The 23,839-nt window shown below is 35.6% G+C and carries 24 protein-coding genes and 1 tRNA gene; 14 read left to right on the forward strand and 11 right to left on the reverse strand.

The genetic code is table 11. The annotated features are described in order from the left end of the window. Positions 1–73 precede the first annotated feature (73 nt). Positions 74–1,279, reverse strand: a complete 1,206-nt coding sequence (locus tag M902_RS06130; RefSeq protein WP_021267076.1) for a DNA recombination protein RmuC — start codon at positions 1,277–1,279, stop codon at positions 74–76. After that, complete coding sequence (locus tag M902_RS16760) at positions 1,279–2,235, reverse strand: M23 family metallopeptidase (RefSeq protein WP_021267005.1); 957 nt, start codon at positions 2,233–2,235, stop codon at positions 1,279–1,281. The genes M902_RS06130 and M902_RS16760 overlap by 1 nt, the downstream gene beginning before the upstream one ends. Positions 2,236–2,339: 104 nt before the next feature. Between M902_RS16760 and hisS the strand changes: the two genes are divergently transcribed. Continuing rightward, positions 2,340–3,680 carry a histidine--tRNA ligase gene (hisS, locus tag M902_RS06140; protein ID WP_021266978.1) on the forward strand — a complete coding sequence of 447 codons (1,341 nt, stop codon included), beginning with the start codon at positions 2,340–2,342 and terminating at the stop codon, positions 3,678–3,680. A 57-nt stretch (positions 3,681–3,737) separates the two neighbouring features. Here the strand turns inward: hisS and M902_RS16470 are convergent, their stop codons facing one another. After that, the gene (locus M902_RS16470) at positions 3,738–4,022 is read right to left on the reverse strand and encodes a hypothetical protein (RefSeq protein ID WP_021266565.1); all 285 of its coding nucleotides are present in this window, start codon (positions 4,020–4,022) and stop codon (positions 3,738–3,740) included. A 191-nt stretch (positions 4,023–4,213) separates the two neighbouring features. Here M902_RS16470 and M902_RS06150 point away from each other — a divergent pair, with 191 nt between their 5' ends. From M902_RS06150 to M902_RS06170, 5 genes are all read left to right on the forward strand, one after another. Continuing rightward, positions 4,214–4,648 carry a hypothetical protein gene (locus M902_RS06150; protein WP_040314202.1) on the forward strand — a complete coding sequence of 145 codons (435 nt, stop codon included), beginning with the start codon at positions 4,214–4,216 and terminating at the stop codon, positions 4,646–4,648. Between the two features lie 56 nt (positions 4,649–4,704). Next, positions 4,705–6,009, forward strand: a complete 1,305-nt coding sequence (locus tag M902_RS06155) for a M48 family metallopeptidase (protein WP_198011870.1) — start codon at positions 4,705–4,707, stop codon at positions 6,007–6,009. A 95-nt stretch (positions 6,010–6,104) separates the two neighbouring features. Beyond that, positions 6,105–6,728, forward strand: a complete 624-nt coding sequence (locus M902_RS06160) for a hypothetical protein (protein ID WP_021267091.1) — start codon at positions 6,105–6,107, stop codon at positions 6,726–6,728. 62 nt (positions 6,729–6,790) lie between these two features. Continuing rightward, the gene (locus tag M902_RS06165) at positions 6,791–8,992 is read left to right on the forward strand and encodes a hypothetical protein (protein WP_021267026.1); all 2,202 of its coding nucleotides are present in this window, start codon (positions 6,791–6,793) and stop codon (positions 8,990–8,992) included. A gap of 51 nt (positions 8,993–9,043) precedes the next feature. Continuing rightward, positions 9,044–9,119 (forward strand) — tRNA-Ala (locus tag M902_RS06170). Positions 9,120–9,394: 275 nt separating this feature from the next. Here M902_RS06170 and M902_RS06175 read toward each other — a convergent pair. Next, positions 9,395–10,597 (reverse strand): ISL3 family transposase, encoded by a 1,203-nt coding sequence (locus M902_RS06175; protein WP_021267095.1) that lies wholly within the window; start codon positions 10,595–10,597, stop codon positions 9,395–9,397. Between the two features lie 331 nt (positions 10,598–10,928). On the opposite strand from M902_RS06175, the gene M902_RS06180 reads away from it, so the two are divergent. From M902_RS06180 to M902_RS06190, 3 genes are read left to right on the forward strand one after another with little or no spacing between them, the layout of a single operon-like run. Next, entirely contained in the window at positions 10,929–12,344 is a 1,416-nt protein-coding gene (locus M902_RS06180) for a hypothetical protein (protein ID WP_021266620.1), read from the forward strand. Then, positions 12,332–14,893, forward strand: coding sequence for a hypothetical protein (locus tag M902_RS06185; RefSeq protein ID WP_021266662.1), 2,562 nt, complete (start codon positions 12,332–12,334; stop codon positions 14,891–14,893). Before M902_RS06180 ends, M902_RS06185 begins: the two co-directional genes overlap by 13 nt. A 3-nt stretch (positions 14,894–14,896) precedes the next feature. Then, positions 14,897–15,211 (forward strand): hypothetical protein, encoded by a 315-nt coding sequence (locus M902_RS06190; protein ID WP_021266824.1) that lies wholly within the window; start codon positions 14,897–14,899, stop codon positions 15,209–15,211. A 180-nt stretch (positions 15,212–15,391) separates the two neighbouring features. Here M902_RS06190 and M902_RS06195 read toward each other — a convergent pair whose 3' ends face one another. Next, positions 15,392–15,841 carry a hypothetical protein gene (locus M902_RS06195; RefSeq protein ID WP_021266597.1) on the reverse strand — a complete coding sequence of 150 codons (450 nt, stop codon included), beginning with the start codon at positions 15,839–15,841 and terminating at the stop codon, positions 15,392–15,394. A gap of 204 nt (positions 15,842–16,045) precedes the next feature. Here M902_RS06195 and M902_RS16825 point away from each other — a divergent pair, with 204 nt between their 5' ends. The 3 genes from M902_RS16825 (at position 16,046) to M902_RS06205 (ending at position 17,222) form a co-directional block, all read left to right on the forward strand. Next, positions 16,046–16,273 (forward strand): DUF2459 domain-containing protein, encoded by a 228-nt coding sequence (locus tag M902_RS16825; RefSeq protein ID WP_369793815.1) that lies wholly within the window; start codon positions 16,046–16,048, stop codon positions 16,271–16,273. A gap of 88 nt (positions 16,274–16,361) precedes the next feature. Continuing rightward, entirely contained in the window at positions 16,362–16,811 is a 450-nt protein-coding gene (locus M902_RS06200) for a universal stress protein (protein WP_021266613.1), read from the forward strand. 9 nt (positions 16,812–16,820) lie between these two features. Next, the gene (locus M902_RS06205; protein ID WP_156979734.1) at positions 16,821–17,222 is read left to right on the forward strand and encodes a cytochrome c; all 402 of its coding nucleotides are present in this window, start codon (positions 16,821–16,823) and stop codon (positions 17,220–17,222) included. A 100-nt stretch (positions 17,223–17,322) separates the two neighbouring features. Here M902_RS06205 and M902_RS06210 read toward each other — a convergent pair whose 3' ends face one another. The 4 genes from M902_RS06210 to M902_RS06225 form a co-directional block, all read right to left on the reverse strand. Further along, positions 17,323–17,646 (reverse strand): hypothetical protein, encoded by a 324-nt coding sequence (locus M902_RS06210; protein WP_021267098.1) that lies wholly within the window; start codon positions 17,644–17,646, stop codon positions 17,323–17,325. A 92-nt stretch (positions 17,647–17,738) separates the two neighbouring features. Continuing rightward, positions 17,739–18,848 (reverse strand): hypothetical protein, encoded by a 1,110-nt coding sequence (locus M902_RS06215; protein WP_021266907.1) that lies wholly within the window; start codon positions 18,846–18,848, stop codon positions 17,739–17,741. 8 nt (positions 18,849–18,856) lie between these two features. Next, a complete protein-coding gene (locus M902_RS06220; RefSeq protein ID WP_021266974.1) occupies positions 18,857–19,420 on the reverse strand; it encodes a hypothetical protein in 564 nt (187 codons plus the stop codon). A 145-nt stretch (positions 19,421–19,565) separates the two neighbouring features. After that, the gene (locus tag M902_RS06225) at positions 19,566–20,066 is read right to left on the reverse strand and encodes a TlpA disulfide reductase family protein (RefSeq protein ID WP_021266944.1); all 501 of its coding nucleotides are present in this window, start codon (positions 20,064–20,066) and stop codon (positions 19,566–19,568) included. A 100-nt stretch (positions 20,067–20,166) separates the two neighbouring features. On the opposite strand from M902_RS06225, the gene M902_RS06230 reads away from it, so the two are divergent. Both M902_RS06230 and M902_RS06235 read left to right on the forward strand, forming a co-directional pair. After that, entirely contained in the window at positions 20,167–20,937 is a 771-nt protein-coding gene (locus M902_RS06230; protein WP_021266753.1) for a transglutaminase domain-containing protein, read from the forward strand. Positions 20,938–21,542: 605 nt separating this feature from the next. Beyond that, positions 21,543–22,595, forward strand: a complete 1,053-nt coding sequence (locus M902_RS06235; protein ID WP_021266810.1) for an NAD(P)-dependent alcohol dehydrogenase — start codon at positions 21,543–21,545, stop codon at positions 22,593–22,595. 36 nt (positions 22,596–22,631) lie between these two features. On the opposite strand, the gene M902_RS06240 is transcribed toward M902_RS06235, so the two are convergent. Both M902_RS06240 and M902_RS06245 read right to left on the reverse strand, forming a co-directional pair. Next, the gene (locus tag M902_RS06240; RefSeq protein WP_021266648.1) at positions 22,632–23,036 is read right to left on the reverse strand and encodes a hypothetical protein; all 405 of its coding nucleotides are present in this window, start codon (positions 23,034–23,036) and stop codon (positions 22,632–22,634) included. After that, entirely contained in the window at positions 23,037–23,762 is a 726-nt protein-coding gene (locus M902_RS06245) for a YebC/PmpR family DNA-binding transcriptional regulator (RefSeq protein WP_021266654.1), read from the reverse strand. Positions 23,763–23,839 lie beyond the last annotated feature (77 nt).

Consider the following 23,839-nt stretch of genomic DNA (forward strand, 5'->3'; position numbering starts at 1 on the left):
CTAAGTGCTACGAATACTTCTAAACTCATATATTATTCCTTTTAATCTAAACTTCTTTGAAATCTAATGACCATTATAAGTCATTTAAGCTTTCCTGACTAGATAATTCGACTTCTGGAAGCTGCCCCTTATCGATTTCAACTTCCATAATCTTTTGAAATCTCTTAGAAATCTTCCCAGTCGTTATATTTATATTATTTACATCTTTAGTTACTGTTGCTAAGTGCTTAGTCAGGTCACCCCACCTCTTCTCATATAGGCCAAAATCAACGCCCAGCTTATTGATCTCTTCGTGTAGAATCGACATATACTTAGATCGCTCCATATTCATCAGAACTGATTGAACAGTTGTTAATGTGGCCATAAAGGTTGTTGGTGAAGCAATCCATACATTCTTCTTTTGAGAGTAAGCGATAATATCTTCGTGATAGGCATGTATCTCAGCAAAAATTGCTTCTGCAGGAAGAAATAAAACTGCCTGCTCAGAAGTCTCCCCCTTAATAATATACTTAGAAGAGATATCATCGATATGCTTTTTAACGTTCTTCACAAATTCTCGGCGAGCAACAGTCTTTTCCTCGACCGAGCCCTCAAACATTCTCTTAAAGTTCTCAAGAGGGAATTTCGAGTCCACACAAAGCCTTCCAATGGGTTCAGGAAGATCAAGCATAGCATCTACGAGCTTATCATTCTTAAGTTTGTACTGAAGCTTATAGTACTTATCTCCTTCTCCAAAGACCGATTTCAAAAGCGACGTAAGCTGAACTTCCCCAAAAATCCCGCGTGATTTCTTATCTGTTAAAACTTCTTGTAAACTGACAACATTAGTTGAAAGGGATTCAATCTTCTTTTGGGCCTCATCAATTTTTGCTAGACGAGCAATAATCCCAGTAAAGGTTTCATTGGTTTTTTTAAAACCTTCATTTAAGTTTTCTTGAACCTTGTTATTGATCTTCTCTAGCTTTTCTTGGATAGCATGATTAGTCTTATCAAATTTCTTTTCAAGATCTTGTGTTAATTGGTCCTTGAAACTAAACATATCTTTATTAAGTGCACCTTTCGTCTCCATTAGGCGCTCAACCACGATCTCACGAAGATTTGAAAAGTTCTCTGCTAGTTGATTATTATTTCTAAAAAGCGTCTCAGTAATATCATCTTTTTGAGAACGGATGAGGTTTGTTACTTCATCAAAATTAACAGTATGTTCTTTCTTAAAAATAAGAAATAAGAAAGCTAGGATTGCAACTTGTAAAACGATGACAATAATAATTGGAGTCATTAATTCTTCCCTTCAACATTTGGCATGACATATTTTTGGGCCTGTTGGACTCGCCCCTTTTCTTTAATAAATTGTAGTCCATCGATCCATTTACCTTGAACGCGAACTCCCCAGTGCAAGTGTGGAGCACTAGATCGACCAGTATTACCACTTAAAGCGATGATTTGACCACGCTTTACTGTGTCACCTTGATTAACCTTGAATTTTGACAAGTGGCAATACATTGTAATGACACCGGCTCCGTGGTCGATAAAGACGGCATTTCCATTGAAGAAGAGATCTTTTACTAAAATAACCTTGCCATCATTCGATGCCTTTACCGGAGTTGGCCTTCTGGCACGCATATCCGTTCCAGAGTGCCAACTATTCTTCTTATTATTAAAGACACGACGATTTCCATAATGGGCCGTAATTTTAGAATTTAGAGGCTTAATAAAATCTTTATCCGTTAACGACTTCTCTAATTCAGCTGAAGCATAAGCTTCCTTTTGAAGTCTTACTTCCTCTTGCCAGCGCTTTACCGCCTCGGGAGATAGATCAACATGTTTCTTAGAAACCTTGATATAAGATTTTTTATAATCAAAAGGTTTTATTTCAAATGTTGCGATATGGTACTGAATCTCTTGCCCGTAAACCTCAGACTTCAAGTAGCAATGAACAGAAGTCGCAGCGTTTGTCTTTTCTCCGTCTTTTGTTTCAAAGTACCAATAATCTGGAGCCCATACAGTCTCTAGAGTACTTCCTGTTATATTGTGTCCGAGAGTGTCTTCACCACAAATTACACGAAACTTCTCACCAATACTTGGCAATTCCAAGACAATTTTATTGACCTTACCAGGATGGGCAACTCGCTGTTCAACTTCATATGTCCCAAGTTGTGGAAGCGGCCTGATTCCAGCACATGAATAGATAAATAGAATAAAGAAAAGTGGTAATAGCTTTGTGTGTTGTCTCATAATAAAATTATGACAAAGAAGTCACGTTTTTTAAAGGCCTATTGCTTTAAAAGTACTAAAAATCAGGGTATAAACAAATATATTTATTTCGAAGGGGTAATTTAATGGCGATTATTAAGCCGCAAAATGCAAAAGGTACAAGAGACTTTGGTCCAATTGAGTCATCAAGAAGAAATCACATTTTTGAAGCAGTTAAAAAAAGGTTTCAATCTCATGGTTTTATGCCACTTGAAACTCCGGCCGTTGAAAACTTGAACGTACTGACGGGAAAATATGGTGAGGAAGGAGATAAACTTCTTTTTCGCGTTTTGAACTCTGGAGACTTTTTAAAGAAAGTTAAACCTGAAGATCTTCAAGAAAAGAACCTTAGTGCCGTTTCGAGTAAGATGTGTGAGCGTGGACTTCGCTACGACCTCACTATTCCTTTCGCTCGTTATGTGTGTGCAAACCTAAATGATCTTGCACTGCCATTTAAGCGCTACCAAATTCAGCCGGTATGGCGTGCTGATCGTCCTCAAAAAGGACGCTATAGAGAGTTCTACCAGTGTGATGGAGATATCATCGGAACAGAATCACTTCTAAGTGAAGTATCACTTGTTGAAGTCTATCACGATGTATTTAAAGACCTAAAAATCGACGGTGTTGAAATCGTTATTAATAATAGAAAAATCCTACAAGGAATTGCAAGTGTTCTAGGTGTTAGTGATAAATTAACAGATATGACAATTGCCATTGATAAGCTCGATAAAATTGGCGCTGAGAAAGTTGGAGAAGAACTACTTAATCGTGGCTTCTATGAGGACCAAGTAAGTCGTCTTTCAACTCTTCTAACTCTTGAAGGTAGCTCAGATGAGAAACTAGCAAAGATTAAAGACTTTCTTGGTGAAGATGAGATTGGGAAGCTAGGACTTGAAGAGCTGGAATTTGTTCTTTCAAATGTAAGAGAGCTTGGTATTGAAAACCTTGTTTTTGATCCAACTCTTGCCCGTGGACTCGATTATTACACAGGTTGTATATTTGAAGTAAAACTAGTTGACGGCTCAATGGGAAGCATTGGCGGCGGTGGACGCTACGATGACCTAACAAGTATGTTTGGCCAAAAAGAGAAGCTTTCTGGTGTTGGAATCTCATTTGGAGCCGAAAGAATTTATGATGTGATGCTAGATCGCGGTTTATTTGAAGATATTAGTGCAAGTGTTGATTACATGATCATCAATATGGATGAGAACGACCAAAAGCAATACCTTCAAATTGCTAGAAAATTTAGAACAGAAGGCCACTCTATTGAAATCTACCCTACTTCGGCAAAAATGAAGAAGCAGATGACTTACGCTAATAAACGCGGAGTAAAGAATGTAATCTTCTATGGCGAGGCCGAAAAAGAAAAAGGTGTGTTACAAGTAAAACATATGGAGTCTGGAGAACAAACAGAAGTAAGCAGATAAAACAAAAGCCTCGCAAAGCGAGGCTTTTTTATTTCTAACGAAATTGATTCGTGTCGATTATCCTAGGATATCGTATGGACGAATTGTCTTTCTACCGTTAGCTGTACATCTCTTTTGAGCTTGATCAACTAGCCAGTATACGTACTCGTTCATTGCTTCAAGAGCATCTGAAGATACGTTGTATCCTTTACCCTTAAGAGCTTCTTTAGTTTTTGAACCAACTAGAAGCATTTCTTTTTTCTTAGTTGCTTTTTTAGCTGTTTTCTTAGCTGCTTTTTTTGGAGCTGCTTTCTTTGCTGCCTTCTTTGGAGCTGCTTTTTTCGTAGCTTTTTTCTTTGCCATTTTAAACCTCGTGTTTAGTGTTTTTAATGAAATTTTTGTAATAATGTAATTTTAAGTACCTGGCCTAAACTACGTCAATAAAAAAACGGAATGCCTCTTTAATTTGTCGATAAAACCCCCTGATCTCAACTAAATAAGTGGGTAAAATGGTCACCTTTGCACCAAATCTAAGCTTAAGCTAGTCTTTAGAAATGGATAAGCAAGCTATTAAAATTGCTTCGGAAAAAAGCAATAAATTTATGTTAGCGTTTGAGAATATCACAAGTAATACAAACGTCTACGATACAGAGAAGAACCAAATACTCATGCTGGAATCACCTAGTAGTATTTGTGCAATTATACCTAAGAAAACATGTGCAAACGGGCACAAGATCAATCTCTACATTATTCAAAGCTCGCAAGTGCCAAAAGGTCAGCTCGGTAATATTACAAAGCTTGCTAATGTCATAAAGCTTGTAAGCGAAGTGATTGAGATTGAAGACTATGGCCCAGAGAAAAATAAAGTTGTCTTTCGTTTACTTGAAGACAATTTAAAAGAGCATAAGAAATTTGAGGCCGTAATTTTAGAAAGACAAGAGCGCTTCAACGAACTTTTAAATCAATATAGAAACACACACAACGAATAAGAATTAGAGACAAGTACGGAACAGAAGAAATGAATAGAGATATATTTTTTAACGACATGGAAGTTTTGGTAGTCGAATCGATAGGAAACGCACGCGTAGCCTATGAAAATGCGTTTAAAACTCTGGGGGTTCAGAGGAAGAACGTGCGATTTTCCAAGACTTACGAAGATGCTATTAGGGAGATGAAAAGCTTTAAGCCTACTCTTGTATTCTCGTATGAAGTACTTGCTGAAGGACGCTACAATAAAGTACTGAAAGAACATTTAAAAATTCTTCCTAACCGTACAAAGAATAGCTTTATTCTTTTAACACAAAATGATTCTATTGATGCTATTTCAAGAATTGCTCAACAACAAGTTGACCTAGTTCTTCCTATTCCTTTTACGGTTGATAGTATAAAGGCACTCATGGAAGAACTTTACAAAATGAAGTCTTCTCCAAGTGAGTATAGAAAGTTAATTAATGAAGCTTATGAATACGTGGGCACAGGCCATGACAAGGTTTTTGAAATAACACAAAAAGCTCGTGAACTTTCGCAAAAAAATTCATATGAGACGTTCTACCTAGAAGGTCTATGTAACTATAAAGAAGAGAAATATGATGATGCTATCAAGTCACTAGAACAGGCTTATGCACTAAACCCAAAGGACTTCAACACTTTAAAGCTATTTTTTAAAACATATAAACATTTAAAAAATTACAATATGTCTCTTCAGTATTCATTGAAGATGCACGAAGCCTACCCTATTTCTCCAGATATGCTAAGAGATCTTTCAATGGTTGCAGTAGCTGCAAGAAAGCATGAGCTTATTTTAAATTACTATGATGCCTATAAGAAAGTTAATGAGCCGGCCTATGATATAAAAGATGCAATTGCTGCAGCTATCGTTATATATGTCCAATGTGAATTAGATAAGATTGATTTTGACAAAGCAACAATTCAAGATCTTGCAGTTAATAAGAAATACAGAGAATCACTTAAACTTTTAGAAGAGGCTTCTGTTATTTGTACAACAAAGCCAGCAATCTTAGAACGCATGCTTGTTATTCTTGCCCACACACCAGACAATAGAACAACTAAATATATTCAAATTAAGCAAAAAGAAAAATTTCCGCAATATGAGAATGCACCTCTCATGGATGCCCTTGTTTGTGACAAAGACTCCACTGCTTCTCAATCATTAAAGATGGCCATTGATACGTTAAATAGTGGCTATACTTCAGAGATACTTTACGAAATCATTATTAAACGATCTGTGGAAATGAAGCGTAAAAAGGAAAGTACTCAAGAGTGGTATGAGCAGGCCCTTAAAATATATCCAAATATGAAGGTTAGGCTCGATAAATTTTATAACCCCTAATGTGATTACGAACACTTCGCTCCGCGCCGTATCATAAAGACCTTTGCATAGGCCCACCAAAATTATATAAGAATAGGAAATTTTTGGGGGTATTTATGTTTAGAGCAGTAATCTTGCTAGCGGCTATTGTTTATCTTACCAGTACAATGGCAAGTACAATGGCGCAATTTCAAGCACCACAAATTCCATCTCATACACAAGCTCAATGCGTAGAGAAGCTATGTGCAAACAATCCAGGAGAATGTAGTTCAAAAACGCAGCATCGTATGATCATTGATGCATGTTCAAGACAACTTGATCTAGGATGTGTTGATCTTTCAATGAAGCTAATCTCAAGCTATGAACAAAATGACCTAGAAGAGATGATCTCAATTGCTCGCTCTTGTCAGTATGTTTCAGGAAACGCTCACCAAACGGCCATGAAGAATATGTACCGTTATGATCGCGATGAGTTTTCAGAAGTCACATTTATTAACTCAAGACTTTGGCTTGTTCAAAACTCTTGTTTAACAAGTGCCCTATCAAGACTACAGTCAAGAGACTTTGATAGCCTTGAAGATTTAAAAGCAATTACAAACCAATGTACTGGTACTTTTGATGTTGCCTGCTTTGAGACGCAGTGTAAGTCAAAGTACTCATGCAATGATCAGGATGAGGTTGTGAGTGCACTTAAAAAATGTATCGCGGGGCCAAGTAAAGTAGATCGTCGCAGACTTTAAAATTAAAAAAAATTAAAAAACTTAACACAAACACACAAGAACACAACACACAGGTTTTTTTAATGATTAAAATTCTAATTAAGATTGTGGCCATCACGATGGTGGCCACATTTTCTAAGGCTCAATTTAATAGCTCAATACTCTTTAACGGGCGCCTAGCTAACTCATGTCAATTTGTAAGTGATCAGGCAGTCCTTGAGGTCGTAGACACACTTATTACTGCAATAAAAGATATCAATGATGAGCGCTATCGCTGCCAATCAATTTATGCAAACTCAAAAGCATTCCTTGCTTCTTTAAGTGAGCAATACCGTTCTAGCTCTAATGAACTCTCAATTATAGATGCCAACCTAGAAACAATATCAAGTGAAGTTTACAAACGCATAACCGATGCTTCATATGAAGGAGAATATGACCAGGAGATTCTAAGCCTTCAGCGCAGAAGACAAGAACTTCTCGACGAAGACAACCATCACAATAATGGAGTTGTAGATTCTCTAAGTATGGCCACAACAATCCTTGATGATCTCAGGGCGGCTCCGGAGTGTGACGAGGACCTTGGAACAAAGATGATTCGTCCAACGATCATGCTAATGGGCCAAGTTGCTGGAGCACTTTATCCAGGCTCAAACCTATTTACGGCCGCAGTTTCAACCGGCCTAGCAAATATGGTAGATAGCCTCGTTTCATACGTTCAGTTTAAAGGAAATGATGCAAACCAAGCACTTAAAGACCTCTACAATAGTCGTAACTATTATGTATCTTATAAGTGTGCCTACAAGAATATCAATGCCATGACTTGTAACCTCCGTCGTAAGAATGCAACGAGAGAAGAAGCAAAGTGGCTTTACAATTACATTAGAGAGCTAGATACACCGAATAAGGATTTTGAACGAATTAAAGACCTTAGAAAGCACTACCCTCGCCTACAGCGTATTCTAAGTGAATTACGAGATATTTACGAAACAGCAAACCAGCAAGATACGATTGTTACCATAGCCACACTTCAAAAAGAGCAGGCAAAGCTTAGACTTTACCAACCTGACCCGTATTCAATTGAATACTGGGACGATAGTTTCCAAAATATTCGTCCATGGGCTCAGTGGTCTAATATGCTGACTTGGTACTCAAATATCAACTCAAAACTAAAAGTGTACTGTCGTGAATTCCAAAACGGAAAATACTGGGTAAAAGAAAGTAGTGATTGCCAAGAAGATGCTATTGCACGTAACGAAGATCGTACACAATATATCCAAGATGTTGTAAAACCTGCCTTAGCAGACCTTGCAGCAGATAAGGAAAGACTTTCTGAAAAACTTAGAAACTCAGTAAACGTCGAAAGGCTTTATAAAATTATCGAAGCTGAAGACAATTGGCGTGACAACAAAAAAGACTTCTCTATCACTGAAGTTATTCAGATCTTTGAAGAGGATTTAAATAATACTGAAACAAGGCCACAGGCGACTTCTTTATTCTCAATAAGAATCAGGAAAGCACTAAAAGCGCTTAAGGCATTAGTTAATTTTGAGAATGTCGTGACAGATACACAGGGGCTGACTCCAGAAGATTGCGATATTGATAATCCGACTTGTCAGTGTAGTAGTTTTAAGGATCTCTCTCAAGCCGCCTATACATACCTTGCAAATAATCTTTCAGATGGTGACGTGCTCTCAGTTGAAACTATTGATGCTAGCTTTTACAATTATATCCGTACTGTGGAAGAGTACTTTCTCTATGGACTTCCATATGTAGAGTCTCCAAAGCTAACTTACGAGGATAGCTTAAATTACTCTAAGTATATTTTCCTAGTTCCAATTTACCGTAGCATTCAAGAAAGTCTGCTACGAGGAGACAACGTTGGGGCAAGTAATATTCCATTGATGAATACAGCACGTCGTAACTTTGAAAAAGTTTTCGCAAAAGAAATCATCAAGGTACTTAATAAGAACGTAAAAGTTGCCTTAGACAAAGGAAGCCGTCACGATATCTATCGCGACACTCTCCACTCTTGTGCCATCTACTACCCAATGATTAAACAAAAAGGGATGGGCCTACGTGCGAAATACGTCCTCAAAAGGTGTAAGGAGCTACTTGATAAGAGCGGTGGTATCCCTTACCTCATCCAAGGCCAAGAGCGCTTCTCAACAAAGAACGAAGCTTACAAGAACCAGTGTTTCTATCGTGACTACGAAGAGGCCGTAAGCACAAAGAAAGCAGAAATCGCTCGCGAACTTGATCAAAGTGGTGATTTACCGGAATTATAATATTGCCAACCCTACATGGGTTGGCCTATTATACTTTATACCATTTCATATGGGCCTTTAGCTCAGCTGGGAGAGCGCTTCGCTGGCAGCGAAGAGGTCAGCGGTTCGATCCCGCTAAGGTCCACCAAAACAAAAAAGCCCACTCTTGCGAGTGGGCTTTTTTGTTTTTGTTGATATTAGTATCAGATCTAATTGCTTTTGGCGGTTGCCGGAAGTACTCGGTAGACAGTGGAAGAATAACAAAACAAACCTCTAATAAATTAACTTGAACATTCTCATTTTCAATAACTTTGCCGTTAGTAATTTAAGTATCGGTTTTCTTATTAAATATTTTTAACTTTAAATGCACCTCTCCACTTGAATTCTATAATTCATGCTAAATAGACAATTTTAAATCTCAGACTATCGGCAGTCGTAAATCAGTTTAAGTCTATAATTTTCAAATTTTCGATATCCGTAGGCCTTTCTTTGTATTAGTTTGGCCTTGCGGTTATACCCTTCTGTCTTTCCATTGGTGATCCTGGTTCTAAAATAATTCAATATTTCTTTTCGCCATTTCATCAAAGTTCGACGAAGGGATTGCACTTGTTTTCTTCCTGATAATGCCATCGCATCGGTAAGTTTAATGTAAGCCTTCTCAGCTCTTTTCTTACCTCTCATATTGTAAATTTTAAGCATCTGCTCTTTGAACTCGTAAATCTCTCCTAGTTCACCAAACATCCAATTAATGTGATCTACAATATTGCGCTGAGAGCGATTAAGACGACTTCTGTTTGTTAGATAAAGTCTTCGCATTGGTGAAGTTCGACTCTTTTCAAATACTCGATGCTTCATTGTCTCAATTCTTATTGTATTTAAGTGATGATTAAAAAGCTTAATTACATGAAATTTATCAACTGTGATGGTTGAATTTGGGAAGTGAGAGCGAGCAAACTTTTTAAAAGTTGTAGACATATCAATGACAACATTTTTTACATTCTCACGGCCTTTAATATCCATAATATGTGAACTTGATAATTCATTATAAGATCGTCCTAGAGCTACATCACGAACTCTATCGTTATTGAAGTCTACAAAGATCGTAGCAAATTCTTTAAAGTGAGTTTTTGTGTTTCGAACAAAGGAATGTTCATCAATCCCAATCGTTTTAGGCCATGGATAATCAAGTTTTTTTACCTCTAAATTGAGCTGCTCATAATAGGCTTTGTAAACCATCCAAGTAGAGCATTTACACTTGTCTTTCACACGCTTTAAATCAGTGAAATTAGAAGCACACCATCTAATGTGAGATCTAAATCTTTGTGTGCTTCTAAAGCCCTTTACAATGCCTTGTACTGGCTCACGAAATACTGATGAACAGTTAGGACATTTAAACCTTCTCTTTCTAATTTTAAGGAAAACCTGTTTGTCACGAATAGGTGTATCTTTGATGTTTACATAGACATGATCGTAAACTTTATAAGACTTTGTTGCACACTTTGGGCAGACTTCAAAAGTAGATTGCTTAATGGCCTCAAATTCAATCGTATGATTTGTGAGGTTACGTTTTTTGATAAATTTGACTTCAGGTAGGGATAAAAACTTGTTAAACTTATACTCAAGCATGGGTATTTCCTTTGTTCAAAATTGTTTGTGGTAAAACTATTTTAAACGAGAATATCCATGTTTATTTTGTGGGGTAAATTAGTCTTGTATTAAGGTTTCCACTGCGAACCGAGAAGACCCGAATCTATCGAATCCTCCACATGGAACGCCGAGTCAAAGCTCGGCGTTTATGTTTCTGTGGAATTAAATGGCCTGCTTATTCCCTTTAAATTTAGATAGTTATAAATACAAACTTAATTATGTCTTAAGTTGTTGAAAATACTGCAGTTTTAAGTCTACTAATCCGATGTGCTTGTGTGAATTTGTTCATATATGTTATCGGGAACCTTAATTGAAACCTATTACTAAACTACTTGTTACACTTCTCTTCTTTGTAAGCTTTGGTTACTCGAATGAAATAAGTTTCGAATTAGATGGTGAGAACTTATTGTTCTCTAAGGATGGACATAAAAGTCGTTTTGAAATTTTTCAATATAAAAAGTCTGAAGATAAAAGTTTACTAGAAAAATCTTTTAAAGAATCTTTTGGTTTTTCATTATCTCTCTTTCTAAAATCGAAAAGAGATATTAAAACCACTGATAAAGAAACCATTGACTTGCTAGAGCAGATTAAATCATTTCCGTCTTTAAATCTTAGCCTAATGAATTATTCTCAATATACATGTGCTGGTAATTCAGAAGACACTTTTAATTTAATGAAAAGAGAGCGACCTTTTGAGCGTGAAGGGGACGTTCTAAGAAATAGTCGAATTAAAGATAAATGTGAAAAACTTGTAAGAAAAATTTATGATCCTTATAAAAAAGCGAAAATAATAGAGTTTGATGCTTCTATTTCCAAAAAGCAGTTAGAGCTAGATTCTATAATTTCAAAGTTTAATGACTCAATAGTTAAAACTCCTCATAATGAGCTATATTTCACAACTAAGGTTGACTATAAGGATTTAAGTGATTTTCTTACGGAGAAAATATTTACTTGTCAGTTAATGTTCCCGCAAAAAAAGTCTTTGGATGACTTTATTGACTTATTTCCTGATGATGGGCCTATAAATACAGACACACTCCTAGCAAACAATACCTTGCGCCTTTTTAATAAGCAGAAATCAGATGCAGAATCTAGTTGTGAAACGAAAAGAAGAATAATGTCTGGTTTTAAAAGTCTAGAAGGACGTGCTAGTAAAGAAGCTGAGTTTAGAAGTATTATAGCTAAGGACGTCTTCTGTCGTATTCATAAAAACGATAAGCTCAATAAGAAAATAATTAATGAAGTAAAAGTTAGACTAGCTAAACTAAAAACTGAGAATAGTGAATTAAAAACTTCACTTCAAAATTACCTAACACAACTCACTTATATTAATACTGATAATTATGACTCTGGTGATTATGACAATGTTCTTTGGACTACAATGTTTAATAATATGAAAAGTAACTGTAGTGTTGAACCATTTGAAGAAAGATCTGCTAGTGAAATTGCTGTAAGTATTGCTCCTTTTTTGGAGTTAAACTATCGGCAAGATTGCTTAGATTCAAATCGTTCACTTCTATATTACCAATGTCAAAAGCAGGCTATCGAATTCGGTGTCGACTTAGGAAAGAAACTTAAAATCGCTAGAGCAAATTTAAAAAAGGTAGAAGAAGCAAAAAGTAAATGGCATGACAGTACTTCAAGCTGCCATAAGAAGTTTAAGGACAGGTGTAACTCTGCTGAACCGAGTTATTCAATTGAGGAATTGAGAAAATGCATGCCTTAGTTAGGTTTATACTTCTTTCGTTGTTATGCCAGTATTTTATTTATGGGAGTAAGTGTAGTTCTGTTTTTTCTGGAAGGTTTTTGTTTTGTATAACTGAAGATGGAAGTAAGACTTTCAAGAATATTATAGATCATAAAAAGTATAAAAAAATAGGACAAGAGTGGTTTGAATGTATCAATGAAAAGTGTACTCCTTTGTTAGATGAAAAAAAGAAACTGTATTTTGAGACTACAGTAGGGTTAAGTGAGAAATCTGATTTTGATGAAGCTATAGAAATGGAACCTCTATATATTGAATGTAGTAAACCTGAAGCTCTCTCATTGATCAAAAGTAAATCTACTCTATCTAAAGTTCGTGATGTGAACTCTATATTAAAGAATAGAATTAAAGAGGTAAAAAAAGAAAGGCTTTATCATTTGGGTTACTATGATGCCCTCATTAGTGTCATAGATACTTATGATAAAAATGTTAAAAATGTTTATAATAAAAAATTTATAAAAAGTTATGCTTATAATAAAGTTGATCACCCCCTTGAATATTTGATTGATCTAAATTCATATAAAAGAGATCTTATAAACTCAAAAAATGAGATAGAAATATTATTGCTTGCATATGATTCTGTTGACTTCAATATACACTTTGATCTAGAAAAAAATAAGGCCGTCAAAGAACTTTTTGATGAATTCACCGAAGCATCAGGCTTTCCAGGTAATAAAGAAGAGATTTTTAAAGAAATTGATCGTAAGTTGGCAGAAATAGAAAAAGAAGAAGAAAGTCTGCAGGTCATATTAATGGATAATAAAAAAGCCGATATCTTAGAGTTTGAGCGACAGTTAAGTGAAAATTTCCGTTTTAAATCTGTTGCCGAGGATATGGCTTTTGCTAATATTGAGAAAATTAATACAGAGGTTGAAAGCCTGAAAAAGCAGGGAAATATTCAAGATGCATATCGAAGAATTGCGAAATTTGAAGAGGAAAGTAATAATTTAGAAGGCCTTTTGTCGTTACAGGTTAATAGTAAGTCTAGACAAAGAACTTTAAAAAAAATCAAGCTAATGAACAGCGAAATAGCCTCAAATTTTAAAAAATCACTTTCTGAATATATTCAAGAAAATCGAAAGAGTTTGTTTCAACCTCGTCCTAATGAGGTAGATATTCCATCTGGAGGTGTTGCTTCTTCATCTGAAACTAATCCTGATGTTTTAAATGATCGGGCAAGAGATCAAGACCATAATTCAAGGGAAGAGACTCGTGTCGTTATTAATAGTGCAACTAAGGAGGTCTTTGAAGTAACTTTGAGAGATGGTCAGTGGATGAAGAAAGGTAGTTTTGGTTATATTGTTGGGATTTCAAATGGTAGTGACGCCTTCCTGGTAAGTGATGGCGATATAATTCACAAAATTGATATTAAAGATGCTTTTGTTTTTCAGAATGAAACAACTGATTTTATGCGTAAGGGTGTTGATGTTACTGAGTTTAAAATCGATAATAGCTTTTTTGAAGGAGTTGAGAGTAATAGACTTGTTTTAAGTAGAACTCCTGAAGGGAGAGATTTTTTAGATAATACGTTAGAACTTAAAAATGAAATTAACCTAACAAGTGATCTAAAGGTCTCGAAGATCAAAGAAGCAAGGGAATTGATAAGACCAAATGATTGGAAAGTCGATCATGGTCCGGTTATTGGGGATAATGATCCTAAGGGTAGTGACTTAAAGGTTTCATCTGTTGTTATATATACTATCTACTTTGGCGTGAGTGTTACTCCAGTTGTTAGTGATATAGCAGACCTCGCAGAGTTTGTTAATATGCTGATATCCGGAAAGGACTTTTTAGGAAATGATGCAGCAAGCTTAGATTATGTTCTTACTGGGTTAGGTGCTTTACTTCCTTGCGTTTCAGGTCCAATGCTGAGAGGTTTAACTACACTTATAGACTATTTAAAAAAAGGTGGAGTAGAAGCTTTAGGTAAGTTTTTAGAAGTTGCACGAAAAGGTGATAAGTTTCTTGAGAATCTTTTTCAAGGACTTATACGTGGTGTAGACAAAAAAGTAAATGTTCTAACTGATTTATCTAGCACATTTTGGGGTTTTGCCGATGATGTTATTGAACTTGCTAATAATGCTGGGTTAAAGACAAAAGAAGGGATGAAGTCTTTATTTAGAGAAGTCGTTGAAATTGTTGGAAATGATATTGGAGCTATCGGTGATAACATAGCTAATTTTACGAAAAGTGTAGAGAAGTACAAACAAGATATTATTAAAAATCATTCTGGTATATTGCAACGTGTACATAAAGGAATGCACTCATCTGTTAGCGATTCATTAGCTTATCATGTTGCTAAGCATGGTAAAGGTAGAAGTGCAACTGAATATGTAAATGTAGGGCTTGACTTTTTTAATAAAAATAAAAATATAGCAGTAAAAACTATTTTTAAAGATGGTACAGAGGGTTATAGAATTCAAACTAAATACACTAATAGCTTGGGAAAAAAAGTTAATAGAGGTGGGCTATTTACAAAGGATGGAAGGTTACTTTCTTACTGGGACTAATAAATGAAATTTGATAAGAAACTAGACAGATTACTTGGCAGACATTTTGAACTTACTTTTCCAGATTTTCCTGAAGACGATGAATTCAATGACTGGGTCACCGAGCTCGTCGATTACGATAGCTACCTCTTCGGAGCTTCAACTGCTGGAAAGGTTAATAGCAAAATGATTAAAGATTTTTCTATCTTTTGTAAAAAACTAGATGAACTAAATTTAAAAAATGAAGATGACAAAGTGATTCTTAAAAACTGTTTGATATATACTGAGTCTTTGAAGTCTATTATTGAATATGCTTTACAATTTAGTGGAGAAAATTAGGATTTGTATATGTTTATCGTTTTTCTGTTATGCCGTGCTTACATGTGCTTAATTGAATACTTAATTTATTGAAATATTGGAGAATCTATCGAATCCTCCAAAAATTCAAAAAGAAAAACCCAGGCTTGTCCTGGGTTTTCTTTTTTATTCCTAAATATAATTTTTGAAATAATTCCTTTTTTAGATATTCATACAGCTATATGTTGCGTATTTCTTCGTTTCAATATCGTAAAGATATAGTGCTTCACCGTACTTTCTTGTTCGAGCAAAGTAGAGGCCTCCTGATCTTGGATTTCCGCAGTAGAACCTTTTGTTGTCTTGAAGTCTTCTTACTGCAGTTTCGGCACCATCAAGGTCTTTCCACCACTTTCCGTACGTCGCCTCATTGATATTGTCTTGTGCCTTTATAAACTCTTCTTGAACTTCGTCATAGAATGGAAGAGATTCGTTAAACTCTTGGCATGGGTATGACTTAAGGTCGTTTAGATCTGTATTATCAACGTAGTGGTAAATATCGCCATTCTTATCAGTATATATTTTAATGTGAAAGTCAGTTCTTCCGCAGTAGATAACAGCGGCATATGATGACATCGTCATTAGAAATAATGCAGTTATAGCAAGTGCTTTCATATCGTTTCCTTCGGTTATATAAACAATATATACTAAAATGCTCTATAAGGGACTAGACCCTGTAAATTTGTACTAGACTATCGAATAGTTTCTTTCACTACTGATAGGTCCTTGAATAGTCTTTTGGGAAGTACTCGGTAGACAGTGGAAGAATGCTTTTAAACTATCTGATGTAAAAGTTTCGCCAATGCAATTGAATATTATATAGAAGATTCTTTTAAGTTAGAAAAATCACGTCCTATTAAAATTCAAGTAAAGGGATACAATAATTCTCCCCAAGTTAAGGATAGCTTTTTTGAAGCTAATGGAAGCTACCATATGTTTAATACTTGTAATATGTGGACGGCCAGAGGCCTCTTTGAGGCAGGGATTAAGACATCCATATTTACTCCGTTTAAATACTCAGTTTCAAGGTTTATTAATAAAGATTAAGATCTTCTTATCCATAATGTGACCTAAGACATATTCGAGTACTATTGTATAAAGAGATAATATCGATATAAGAACATAAGGAGGTTCCATGAATAAGCTAATGATTTGTGTTGATATAACTGATGAATCTATCAATGCCTATAAGAATCAATTAAAAGATTTCGACTGGAATCGTTGGGATGAAGTTCATCTCGTGCATGGCTTTGAAACTCAGGTATACGCGGATACTTTCTACTTCGCTTCTTATCCGCTAGAAGGACAAATGGGTGATATTGAAAAATCAGTTTCAGATCTCTTATTGGGGCTTTCTAATGAAATCGTCGCTGAAGACTATAAGGGAAAGGTACTTGGAAAATGTCTCTTTGCTAGTTCTGCAAAGGTTGCTCTAAAAGAGTATGCCGAAGAAAATAAAATTGATGAAATGATCATAGAAACAAGAGGGAAACACGGAATTGCGGCCCTGTTCTCAAGCTCGTTTGCCGAGTATATGGTGGGCCATGCCCCGTGTCGTCTAATGATCTTACGTGAAGTTAAATAAGAGGTGATTGTGAGGAATTTGATATTACTTTTTACGCTATTTTTAGCTTACTCTTCATGCTCAAGTGTTAACACTGAATCACGTCAGTATTATGAAGACAAGAGCATGAGGCATGGAGTTGTTCCAGTGGCCGAGAGTGAAGATAAGACTCCTGTGACTCGAATTTATAGTGCCGAATCTGTACTTAGAGGAAGGCGCATATATATGAATAAGTGTTCTCAGTGTCACGGTGAAAATGGCAGGGGAGTTGATAAGGTTGATCTTCAAGAGTTGTCTAAAGAAATACCTAATTTTAATTTCTACTTACAGGTTTCTAGTTATAAACAGAAGATGCCTGGATGGAAGAATGTTTTAACTGAAAAAGAAATTAAAGACCTTGAGAATTATATTTATTCGCTTGCTAAGAAATAAGAAAGGCCCCTGTTTATCCAGGGGCCTTTGTCATTTTAAAATTATCTATTTGCGCGACCTTGGTGTCTAGCACGATAACCTAGGGCATTAAATTCTTCTTTTAGTAATTCTTATCTTTATTTCCATTTTCTATTGCGATAACAATCCCTGCAAATATTGGGGCAAGGATAGGAAGACCTGCTCCTAATGAGACTCCAATAATCGCTCCTGGGATATAGGCAGCAAAACCACAATAAATAAGATTCTCTTTTAAGCTCTTTTGTTTTGAAAAACATTCTTTAATCATCTCTCCAGGGATTTTTGATGGAAGATAGCTTGTTGATTTAGTTCTTATTTGAATATCTCTTGCTAATTCATTCTTGCAGTTAAATGCAAAAGTTTGTGTTGCCAGTAGTATTGATAATGTAAGTGCTAGTTTTTTCATTTCTTGTCTCCATTTTTTTGTTATGGAGGCAAAGTAGTGGATATTAGAATTTATCTCATTTACATGAGGTGACGTTTTTGAATATCGTGTATTTATTTCACAAATTTATGGCGCTTTCTCTTTTTGTTTCGATTAGTCATTTCAAAGTCAAGCTGTATCCATTTTGAATATGAATCAAATAACCTAATAGTCTCTTTTACATCCAGATTATTTGGGAAGTGAAAAGGATACTTTTTCTCTAATGAAACTTCATTTTCTAGAGTCATTTTTGAATCATTTAAATATTGCCATGTAAGGTACTCCAGAATCTCAGCATCTCCATCAAAATAGATATGCTCCCATGTCGTCTTTATTTCTTGATTGGCAACTTGAGCAATATCAAGATCAGCTAGTGTGAGTCCTGCCTTATTAAAGTAGAGGTTTAGCTTATTTGTCTCTTGCCAGTAGCGTTTTGACTGTATAATTGAAAAAACAGAGTTTAACTCTTCTTGTGACAGTGCATTTTTTAAGTCTCTGTATAGAGAAATAGCATGGTGTCTGGCAAAGATCTGCCCGAGGCGCATATTCGGCCTGTGATCTGTCTGAGAATGCTCCTTAGTATCGAAGAAGTCTTCTATCGTAATTCTAAAAGGGAAGGGGGCCCCTTCTCGCTTCATTTTTCTTCTTATGGCTTCGCCGCGTGAGCCTGTACCTTTTAAAAAGTTTTTCACATAGCTTCGATCTCTGATATTTAATAGGTCATTTCGTTGTCCTACAAAACCTCGCCATGTTGGATATTCTCCCCAGAGCGGTTTTGGTCTTTGACCATGACATTCTAAGCATTTTGCTTGATTAACAAGCCACTTTTTATTTTTAAGGTCAAGGACAAGAAGTTCGTAACTAAGCTTTTCTTGATTCCAAGAGATCGCTTCGATTGAATCTTCTTCATTTTGAACTGTTTCAAATGTTGAGAAGGTGATAACAAATGAATTTTTCTCATTCCAAATTACTGGCCTTAATTTATCTGGCGATGCTGGTAGTAGCGCTCCTGACTTATAGGCCAATGTCATATTTTGATAGTCTTCCTCTGGGATACTTTCGATAACTTGTGTAAGTGTTTGAAAGTCATTTGATTTGACCCAGTTTAGGAAAGCATCTTTGTCGAGGACAGTGGCCCTCGACATTGATGTGATAAATATCGATAGAATGATATATTTAAGCATTGTGACTACTATCTTCTGTCGTTGTAAGAGTTGTAGTCAAAGTTTTCAAAAAGTACGTCAATTTCTTCTAGTGTCCCGTAGCGAACTTCAGATTCGATGCTACAACGAGCATCATATGAAGTTTCATTATTGTAAACAGATGACATCTTAAGTGTTCCTCTAAGATCATAGCTTTCCCAATCTGGGTTGTAGAGGTGCGCATCTAAGCTTGAAGCAATCAGGCTCATTGTCGAAGAGTTGTCTGCCGACTGATGACTTAGTTCTAGTAGATATCCTGTTTTTGTTTGGTTCGTAAGTGGATCGACAAATTTCTTAGCTTCGAATTTGTAGTCAATTTTTTCAAGTGCTTTGCCATCAATTGAAATTTCGTTGAAAAGAGCTTCTCCAGATACTTCTGAGTAAACTTTTTTTACGACAAGTTTTTTATTGAAACTACCGTAATTACAAGATGTAGTCGTTTCGATAACTGTGTTGATGTCTTCATCATAGTAGTCATCGTATCCATCGTAAGATGCGAATGATGTGTTAGAAGTAAATACAAGTGAAATAAGTAGAAGTAGGGAATTCTTCATTTGGATCTCCAAGAAAAAAGTTTTGCTTGGAGAATTATTTAGTACGGATTTCTAAGCAGTCTGTCAAAGTAAAACTATGTAATACAATTATTTTTTTCCATTTTACTTAATTACGGTAGTTTACATAGGAGCATATTATTTGAACTTAATTAGAAAGAAATTCTTCAGCTTTATAGATCCCCATAAAGCTAATTCCTGTTGTGAAAGATTTAACGACTCCTTTATCTAAGAAGATCGTTGTTGGAGTAACCTGAATACCTAAGTCGTAGCCCAAGTCATTATCTTCTATAAATGTAAAAGGATAGGGATTATTTTTTAGAAACTTCTTTATTTGGGCTGTGCTTTCAAATGGATTGATGGCATAGATTGAGCCTTTGGATATTTTTCCACTTTCAACAGATTTCTTTAATCGTAGCATTTCTATTTTGCATGGAGCACAAGTTGTCATCCAAAAAAATGTAACGACCTTCTTGTCTGGTGGGAATTGTATGTTCTTAGGGTTAGCTTCAATTGTTTTGACAGGTCTTTTTGAAATATTCTTTTCTTTTAGTCTGAAGCTATTTGCGATACTAGGGCCTTGTTTAAAGGCAAATAGAGTTAATGCAATTATAAGTGCTAAATTTTGTAAAGAGATATACTTTTTCATATGCTATTAATTTTAGCATTAGACAGATGAAGCGCAAAATATTCCCGATATCTATTCTTGAGGATTTTCATTAGAATTTATTGAGGAGAGGTTTGTTTTTGTGAGACACATATTTATTCTATTCTATTTTTGTTTATTTAGTATTTCTAATACTAGCGCAAATGAAGCTGCTCTAAAGCGTGTCCAAAATTCATGTATCGAGAGTATCGACTGGTCAAATAAGAAATGTAGCCTCGCTTTTGATCAACAATACAATCTTGATTCCGTTGAGTCTGCTTTTTCGACTTTTTTTAACTTTGTTGAAGGTCCACTTATCGATGCCATCGCTTATGCTGATATTCTTGTTGAAGAGGCGATGACTTGGGAAGATTCTCCTAGAAGAATTGAGCGTGAAAAAGGTAAAAAACTTAAATCTAAAGTTCTAAAATCAATTAAAAGTGCCGACAAAGGTCTGTCCTCTTGTCAGAAAGCTTGTCTTGTTAAATGTGTGACAAGTAATTATCTGGAGTATTCAGCAAACTTTTCTAAATTTATCAATACAGATGATATTTTCAATAATGCTAAAGGTGTCTGTACTGAGTTCTCTGATCTTGCAGAGTACTTAGGTGATGAGTTGGGTATTGAAGTTAGAGTGGCCACTGCAATCACAAAAAAACATGCTTACAATCAAATTAAGATTGATGATCGCTGGTTTTCTTTTGAACCTCAATCAGAACGATGTGAGTTCTATATTGAGAAGGATGATCATGCAATGATTGAAACTAATACGAATAAACACGCTCTGAATGATGACTTTCGTGGTTTTGATACTTCTAAAATAGTGCATTATCGAAAAGCTAAAAACTTTAGTAAGTCGGTAAAAAATCAATAATTAATGCTCATGCATTACTAACAAAAATTACATTCAATTATCAATTTTTGATATTTCTAATTTGTGTGATTTATTTTTAGCACTTAATTCTTAAACTATTATTTATATGATTGTTTTTCTTAGGCCGTCTTAAAGTTCAATGAAATTGAAATTGCATACAATCGCTCCAAAGAATATGACCTATCTCAAGAGGAATTAAAGTCTCTTGATAATCTATTTTCAACGGCCAAGGAATATCGTGATAATTTAGAGATATTGAAAAGCCTTGATGATAGTCAGGCAGACCTTGCGGCCAAAGAAGTTATTAGAATATTAGAGACTAAAGAAGCTCTATGTAAATGTCTCTGATAATGGCGCTACAATTAATCTCTCTGGTATTGCTTAGGCCAGTGATACTTGGAGTATTCATCAATTTAATGAAGATGATGAGCGAAACCTCGGGCGCTCTTACAAGCGAATGTATAATCACATGAAAGTAGTTATAATTTCTATATCGCGGCCGGAATTAGATTCTAGGCTTTTTAAGATTAAAAATTAAGAAAATCATAAATCTCTAGGTTGTACTTACCTAGTAAAATGCCTCCATATTAAATAAGGAGAAATTTATGATTAAATCAAAAGGAATCGCTGCCAAAAGTCCTAAGGCCAAGCTTGAGCCATATAATTTTGAAAGAAGAAGTCCTAATGCCAATGATATTGTCATCGATATTAAGTTTTGTGGAATTTGCCACTCTGATATTCATATGGCCAGGGATGAGTGGGGTTTAGGAACTCCTTTTCCTCTAGTTCCAGGTCATGAGATTGCTGGTGTTGTTCGTGAAGTTGGTGCGAATGTAAAAAAATATAAAGTAGGTGATCGTGTTGGAGTAGGCTGTCTTGTTGATTCTTGTCGAAAATGTTCACCATGTGAAAATCATCTTGAACAATATTGTGAACAGGGTTCGACCCAAACTTATGGATCAGAAATTGAAGATGGCACAGGTTATACACAAGGGGGCTACTCTGATGTAATTGTCGTTGATCAGGATTTCGTCTTAAAAATTCCAGATAATATTGATTTAGAAAAGGCCGGCCCACTAATGTGTGCAGGAATTACTCTATATTCCCCTTTAACCCATTGGAAGGCGGGGCCTGGGAAGAAAGTTGCCATTATGGGCCTTGGTGGCCTTGGCCATATGGGGGTCAAAATCGCGGCCGCTAAGGGAGCTGATGTTACAGTGCTTAGCCATACGAAGAGTAAAGAAGAGGACGCAGTTAAACTTGGTGCTCACAATTTTCTCTATACTGGAGATGAAAAGGTCTTCGAAGAAAATGCTGAAAAATTTGACCTCATTATAAATACTGTTTCTAGTAATAAGCTCGATATGGGGAATTACTTTAACTTACTAAAGCTTGATGGAACACTCGTTTCAGTTGGTGTTCCTGAGGAACCTCTTACCATTCATCCTTTTGCGCTTATAATGAAGAGAAGGAGTTATGCTGGTTCTGTTATTGGTGGACTAAAAGAAACTCAAGAAATGCTAGACTTCTGCGGCAAGCATAATATCACTCCTGAGATAGAGATGATTGAGCCTAAACAGGTAAATGAAGCTTATGAAAGGGTTTTAAATAGTGATGTTCGTTACCGCTTTGTCATTGATATGAGTAAGCTTGGTTAAGATAAGAAAGGGATCCTATGGATCCCTTTCTATATTCTACTTTCTAAGGTCACTTAAATGACATTTATAAAATTTAAAAACTAATCTTGATTTTTCTTCACAAGTTACATTGTAGAAGTGAGTTCCACAAGTTTTTCCATCCGATGAACAAGTTGCTTCATTGATATCATTTAAGGCATCAAAAATATCTTGGGCATCACTTCCTTTTACTGTTTTGAGAAGAATATCACCATTTGAGTATGCACCAACTCTACACTTCGTTCTTTTAGATATGTCCGTACATAGAATTTGATCAAGCTCGATAACACACTTTTTCCCAATACAATCAGGTGTTACAGTTGATTCGAGGGAAAGAAATAAGTTCTTTGCAAGATCTTTTTCAACCTTAAAGTCGCCAGCGTTGGCCATTAGTGCAATGAATGCAATAATTAAATACTTCATCTATTCCTCACTCTCTTCTAGATTGTGATAAACAGTTACAACATCATCATCTTCTTCAAGTAGGTCAATCAATCTTTCAAATTGCTTTAATGTATCTTCATCATCAATTGCTTTGTGATTAAGTGGAACTCTCTCAAGCCTAGCTTCTTCAGGTGTGATTCCAATTTCTTGAAGTTTCTTTTGGATATCTCCAAATGACTCTACTGGTGCAATAATCTCAAATACACCATCTTCAAGTGTAATATCTTCTGCTCCAGCATCGATTACTTCAAGTTCAAATTCATCGTGGTCAGATACATTTTCTTCGTTAACTAAGAAATTTGCTTCTCTTTTGAAAACGAATTCTAGTGATCCAGTTTGCCCAAGTGATCCTTGAACTTTATTGAAATAACTTCTTACACTTGCTACTGTTCTAGTATTATTATCCGTTGATGCTTCTACGAATACAGCAACGCCACCAGGGCCGTAGCCTTCATAATTAATATCTGTATAACCGACACCGTCTCCACCTTGGCCTTTTTTGATTGCACGGTCGATATTGTCTTTTGGAACGTTAAACTTCTTACAACGATCAATTGCAACTTTTAGAAGAAAGTTTGTTTCTGGATCGCCACTTCCGCTTTTTGAAGCTAAGAATACATCTTTTAGTGCTCTCGTGAATACCTGTCCACGGGCCTTGTCCGCTGCGCCTTTTTTTGCCGCAATTTTTGCTGATTTTCTTCCCATAAATCTCTCTTACGTTAAATTATTATTCTATAGTTTTAGTCAAATCATCATAAATCGTCTAGTTTTAGGCCTATTTA

Origin of the sequence: Bacteriovorax sp. BAL6_X, from assembly GCF_000443995.1 — a bacterium.
Lineage (GTDB): Bacteria > Bdellovibrionota > Bacteriovoracia > Bacteriovoracales > Bacteriovoracaceae > Halobacteriovorax_A.

What these genes read in the sequence shown, in the direction of transcription:
- M902_RS06130 (WP_021267076.1), bottom strand. Translation starts at nt 1,279, where the DNA reads ATGACTCCAATTATTATTGTCATCGTTTTACAAGTTGCAATCCTAGCT.
- M902_RS16760 (WP_021267005.1), bottom strand. Translation starts at nt 2,235, where the DNA reads ATGAGACAACACACAAAGCTATTACCACTTTTCTTTATTCTATTTATC.
- hisS (WP_021266978.1), top strand. Translation starts at nt 2,340, where the DNA reads ATGGCGATTATTAAGCCGCAAAATGCAAAAGGTACAAGAGACTTTGGT.
- M902_RS16470 (WP_021266565.1), bottom strand. Translation starts at nt 4,022, where the DNA reads ATGGCAAAGAAAAAAGCTACGAAAAAAGCAGCTCCAAAGAAGGCAGCA.
- M902_RS06150 (WP_040314202.1), top strand. Translation starts at nt 4,214, where the DNA reads ATGGATAAGCAAGCTATTAAAATTGCTTCGGAAAAAAGCAATAAATTT.
- M902_RS06155 (WP_198011870.1), top strand. Translation starts at nt 4,705, where the DNA reads ATGGAAGTTTTGGTAGTCGAATCGATAGGAAACGCACGCGTAGCCTAT.
- M902_RS06160 (WP_021267091.1), top strand. Translation starts at nt 6,105, where the DNA reads ATGTTTAGAGCAGTAATCTTGCTAGCGGCTATTGTTTATCTTACCAGT.
- M902_RS06165 (WP_021267026.1), top strand. Translation starts at nt 6,791, where the DNA reads ATGATTAAAATTCTAATTAAGATTGTGGCCATCACGATGGTGGCCACA.
- M902_RS06175 (WP_021267095.1), bottom strand. Translation starts at nt 10,597, where the DNA reads ATGCTTGAGTATAAGTTTAACAAGTTTTTATCCCTACCTGAAGTCAAA.
- M902_RS06185 (WP_021266662.1), top strand. Translation starts at nt 12,332, where the DNA reads ATGCATGCCTTAGTTAGGTTTATACTTCTTTCGTTGTTATGCCAGTAT.
- M902_RS06190 (WP_021266824.1), top strand. Translation starts at nt 14,897, where the DNA reads ATGAAATTTGATAAGAAACTAGACAGATTACTTGGCAGACATTTTGAA.
- M902_RS06195 (WP_021266597.1), bottom strand. Translation starts at nt 15,841, where the DNA reads ATGAAAGCACTTGCTATAACTGCATTATTTCTAATGACGATGTCATCA.
- M902_RS06200 (WP_021266613.1), top strand. Translation starts at nt 16,362, where the DNA reads ATGAATAAGCTAATGATTTGTGTTGATATAACTGATGAATCTATCAAT.
- M902_RS06210 (WP_021267098.1), bottom strand. Translation starts at nt 17,646, where the DNA reads ATGAAAAAACTAGCACTTACATTATCAATACTACTGGCAACACAAACT.
- M902_RS06215 (WP_021266907.1), bottom strand. Translation starts at nt 18,848, where the DNA reads ATGCTTAAATATATCATTCTATCGATATTTATCACATCAATGTCGAGG.
- M902_RS06220 (WP_021266974.1), bottom strand. Translation starts at nt 19,420, where the DNA reads ATGAAGAATTCCCTACTTCTACTTATTTCACTTGTATTTACTTCTAAC.
- M902_RS06225 (WP_021266944.1), bottom strand. Translation starts at nt 20,066, where the DNA reads ATGAAAAAGTATATCTCTTTACAAAATTTAGCACTTATAATTGCATTA.
- M902_RS06235 (WP_021266810.1), top strand. Translation starts at nt 21,543, where the DNA reads ATGATTAAATCAAAAGGAATCGCTGCCAAAAGTCCTAAGGCCAAGCTT.
- M902_RS06240 (WP_021266648.1), bottom strand. Translation starts at nt 23,036, where the DNA reads ATGAAGTATTTAATTATTGCATTCATTGCACTAATGGCCAACGCTGGC.
- M902_RS06245 (WP_021266654.1), bottom strand. Translation starts at nt 23,762, where the DNA reads ATGGGAAGAAAATCAGCAAAAATTGCGGCAAAAAAAGGCGCAGCGGAC.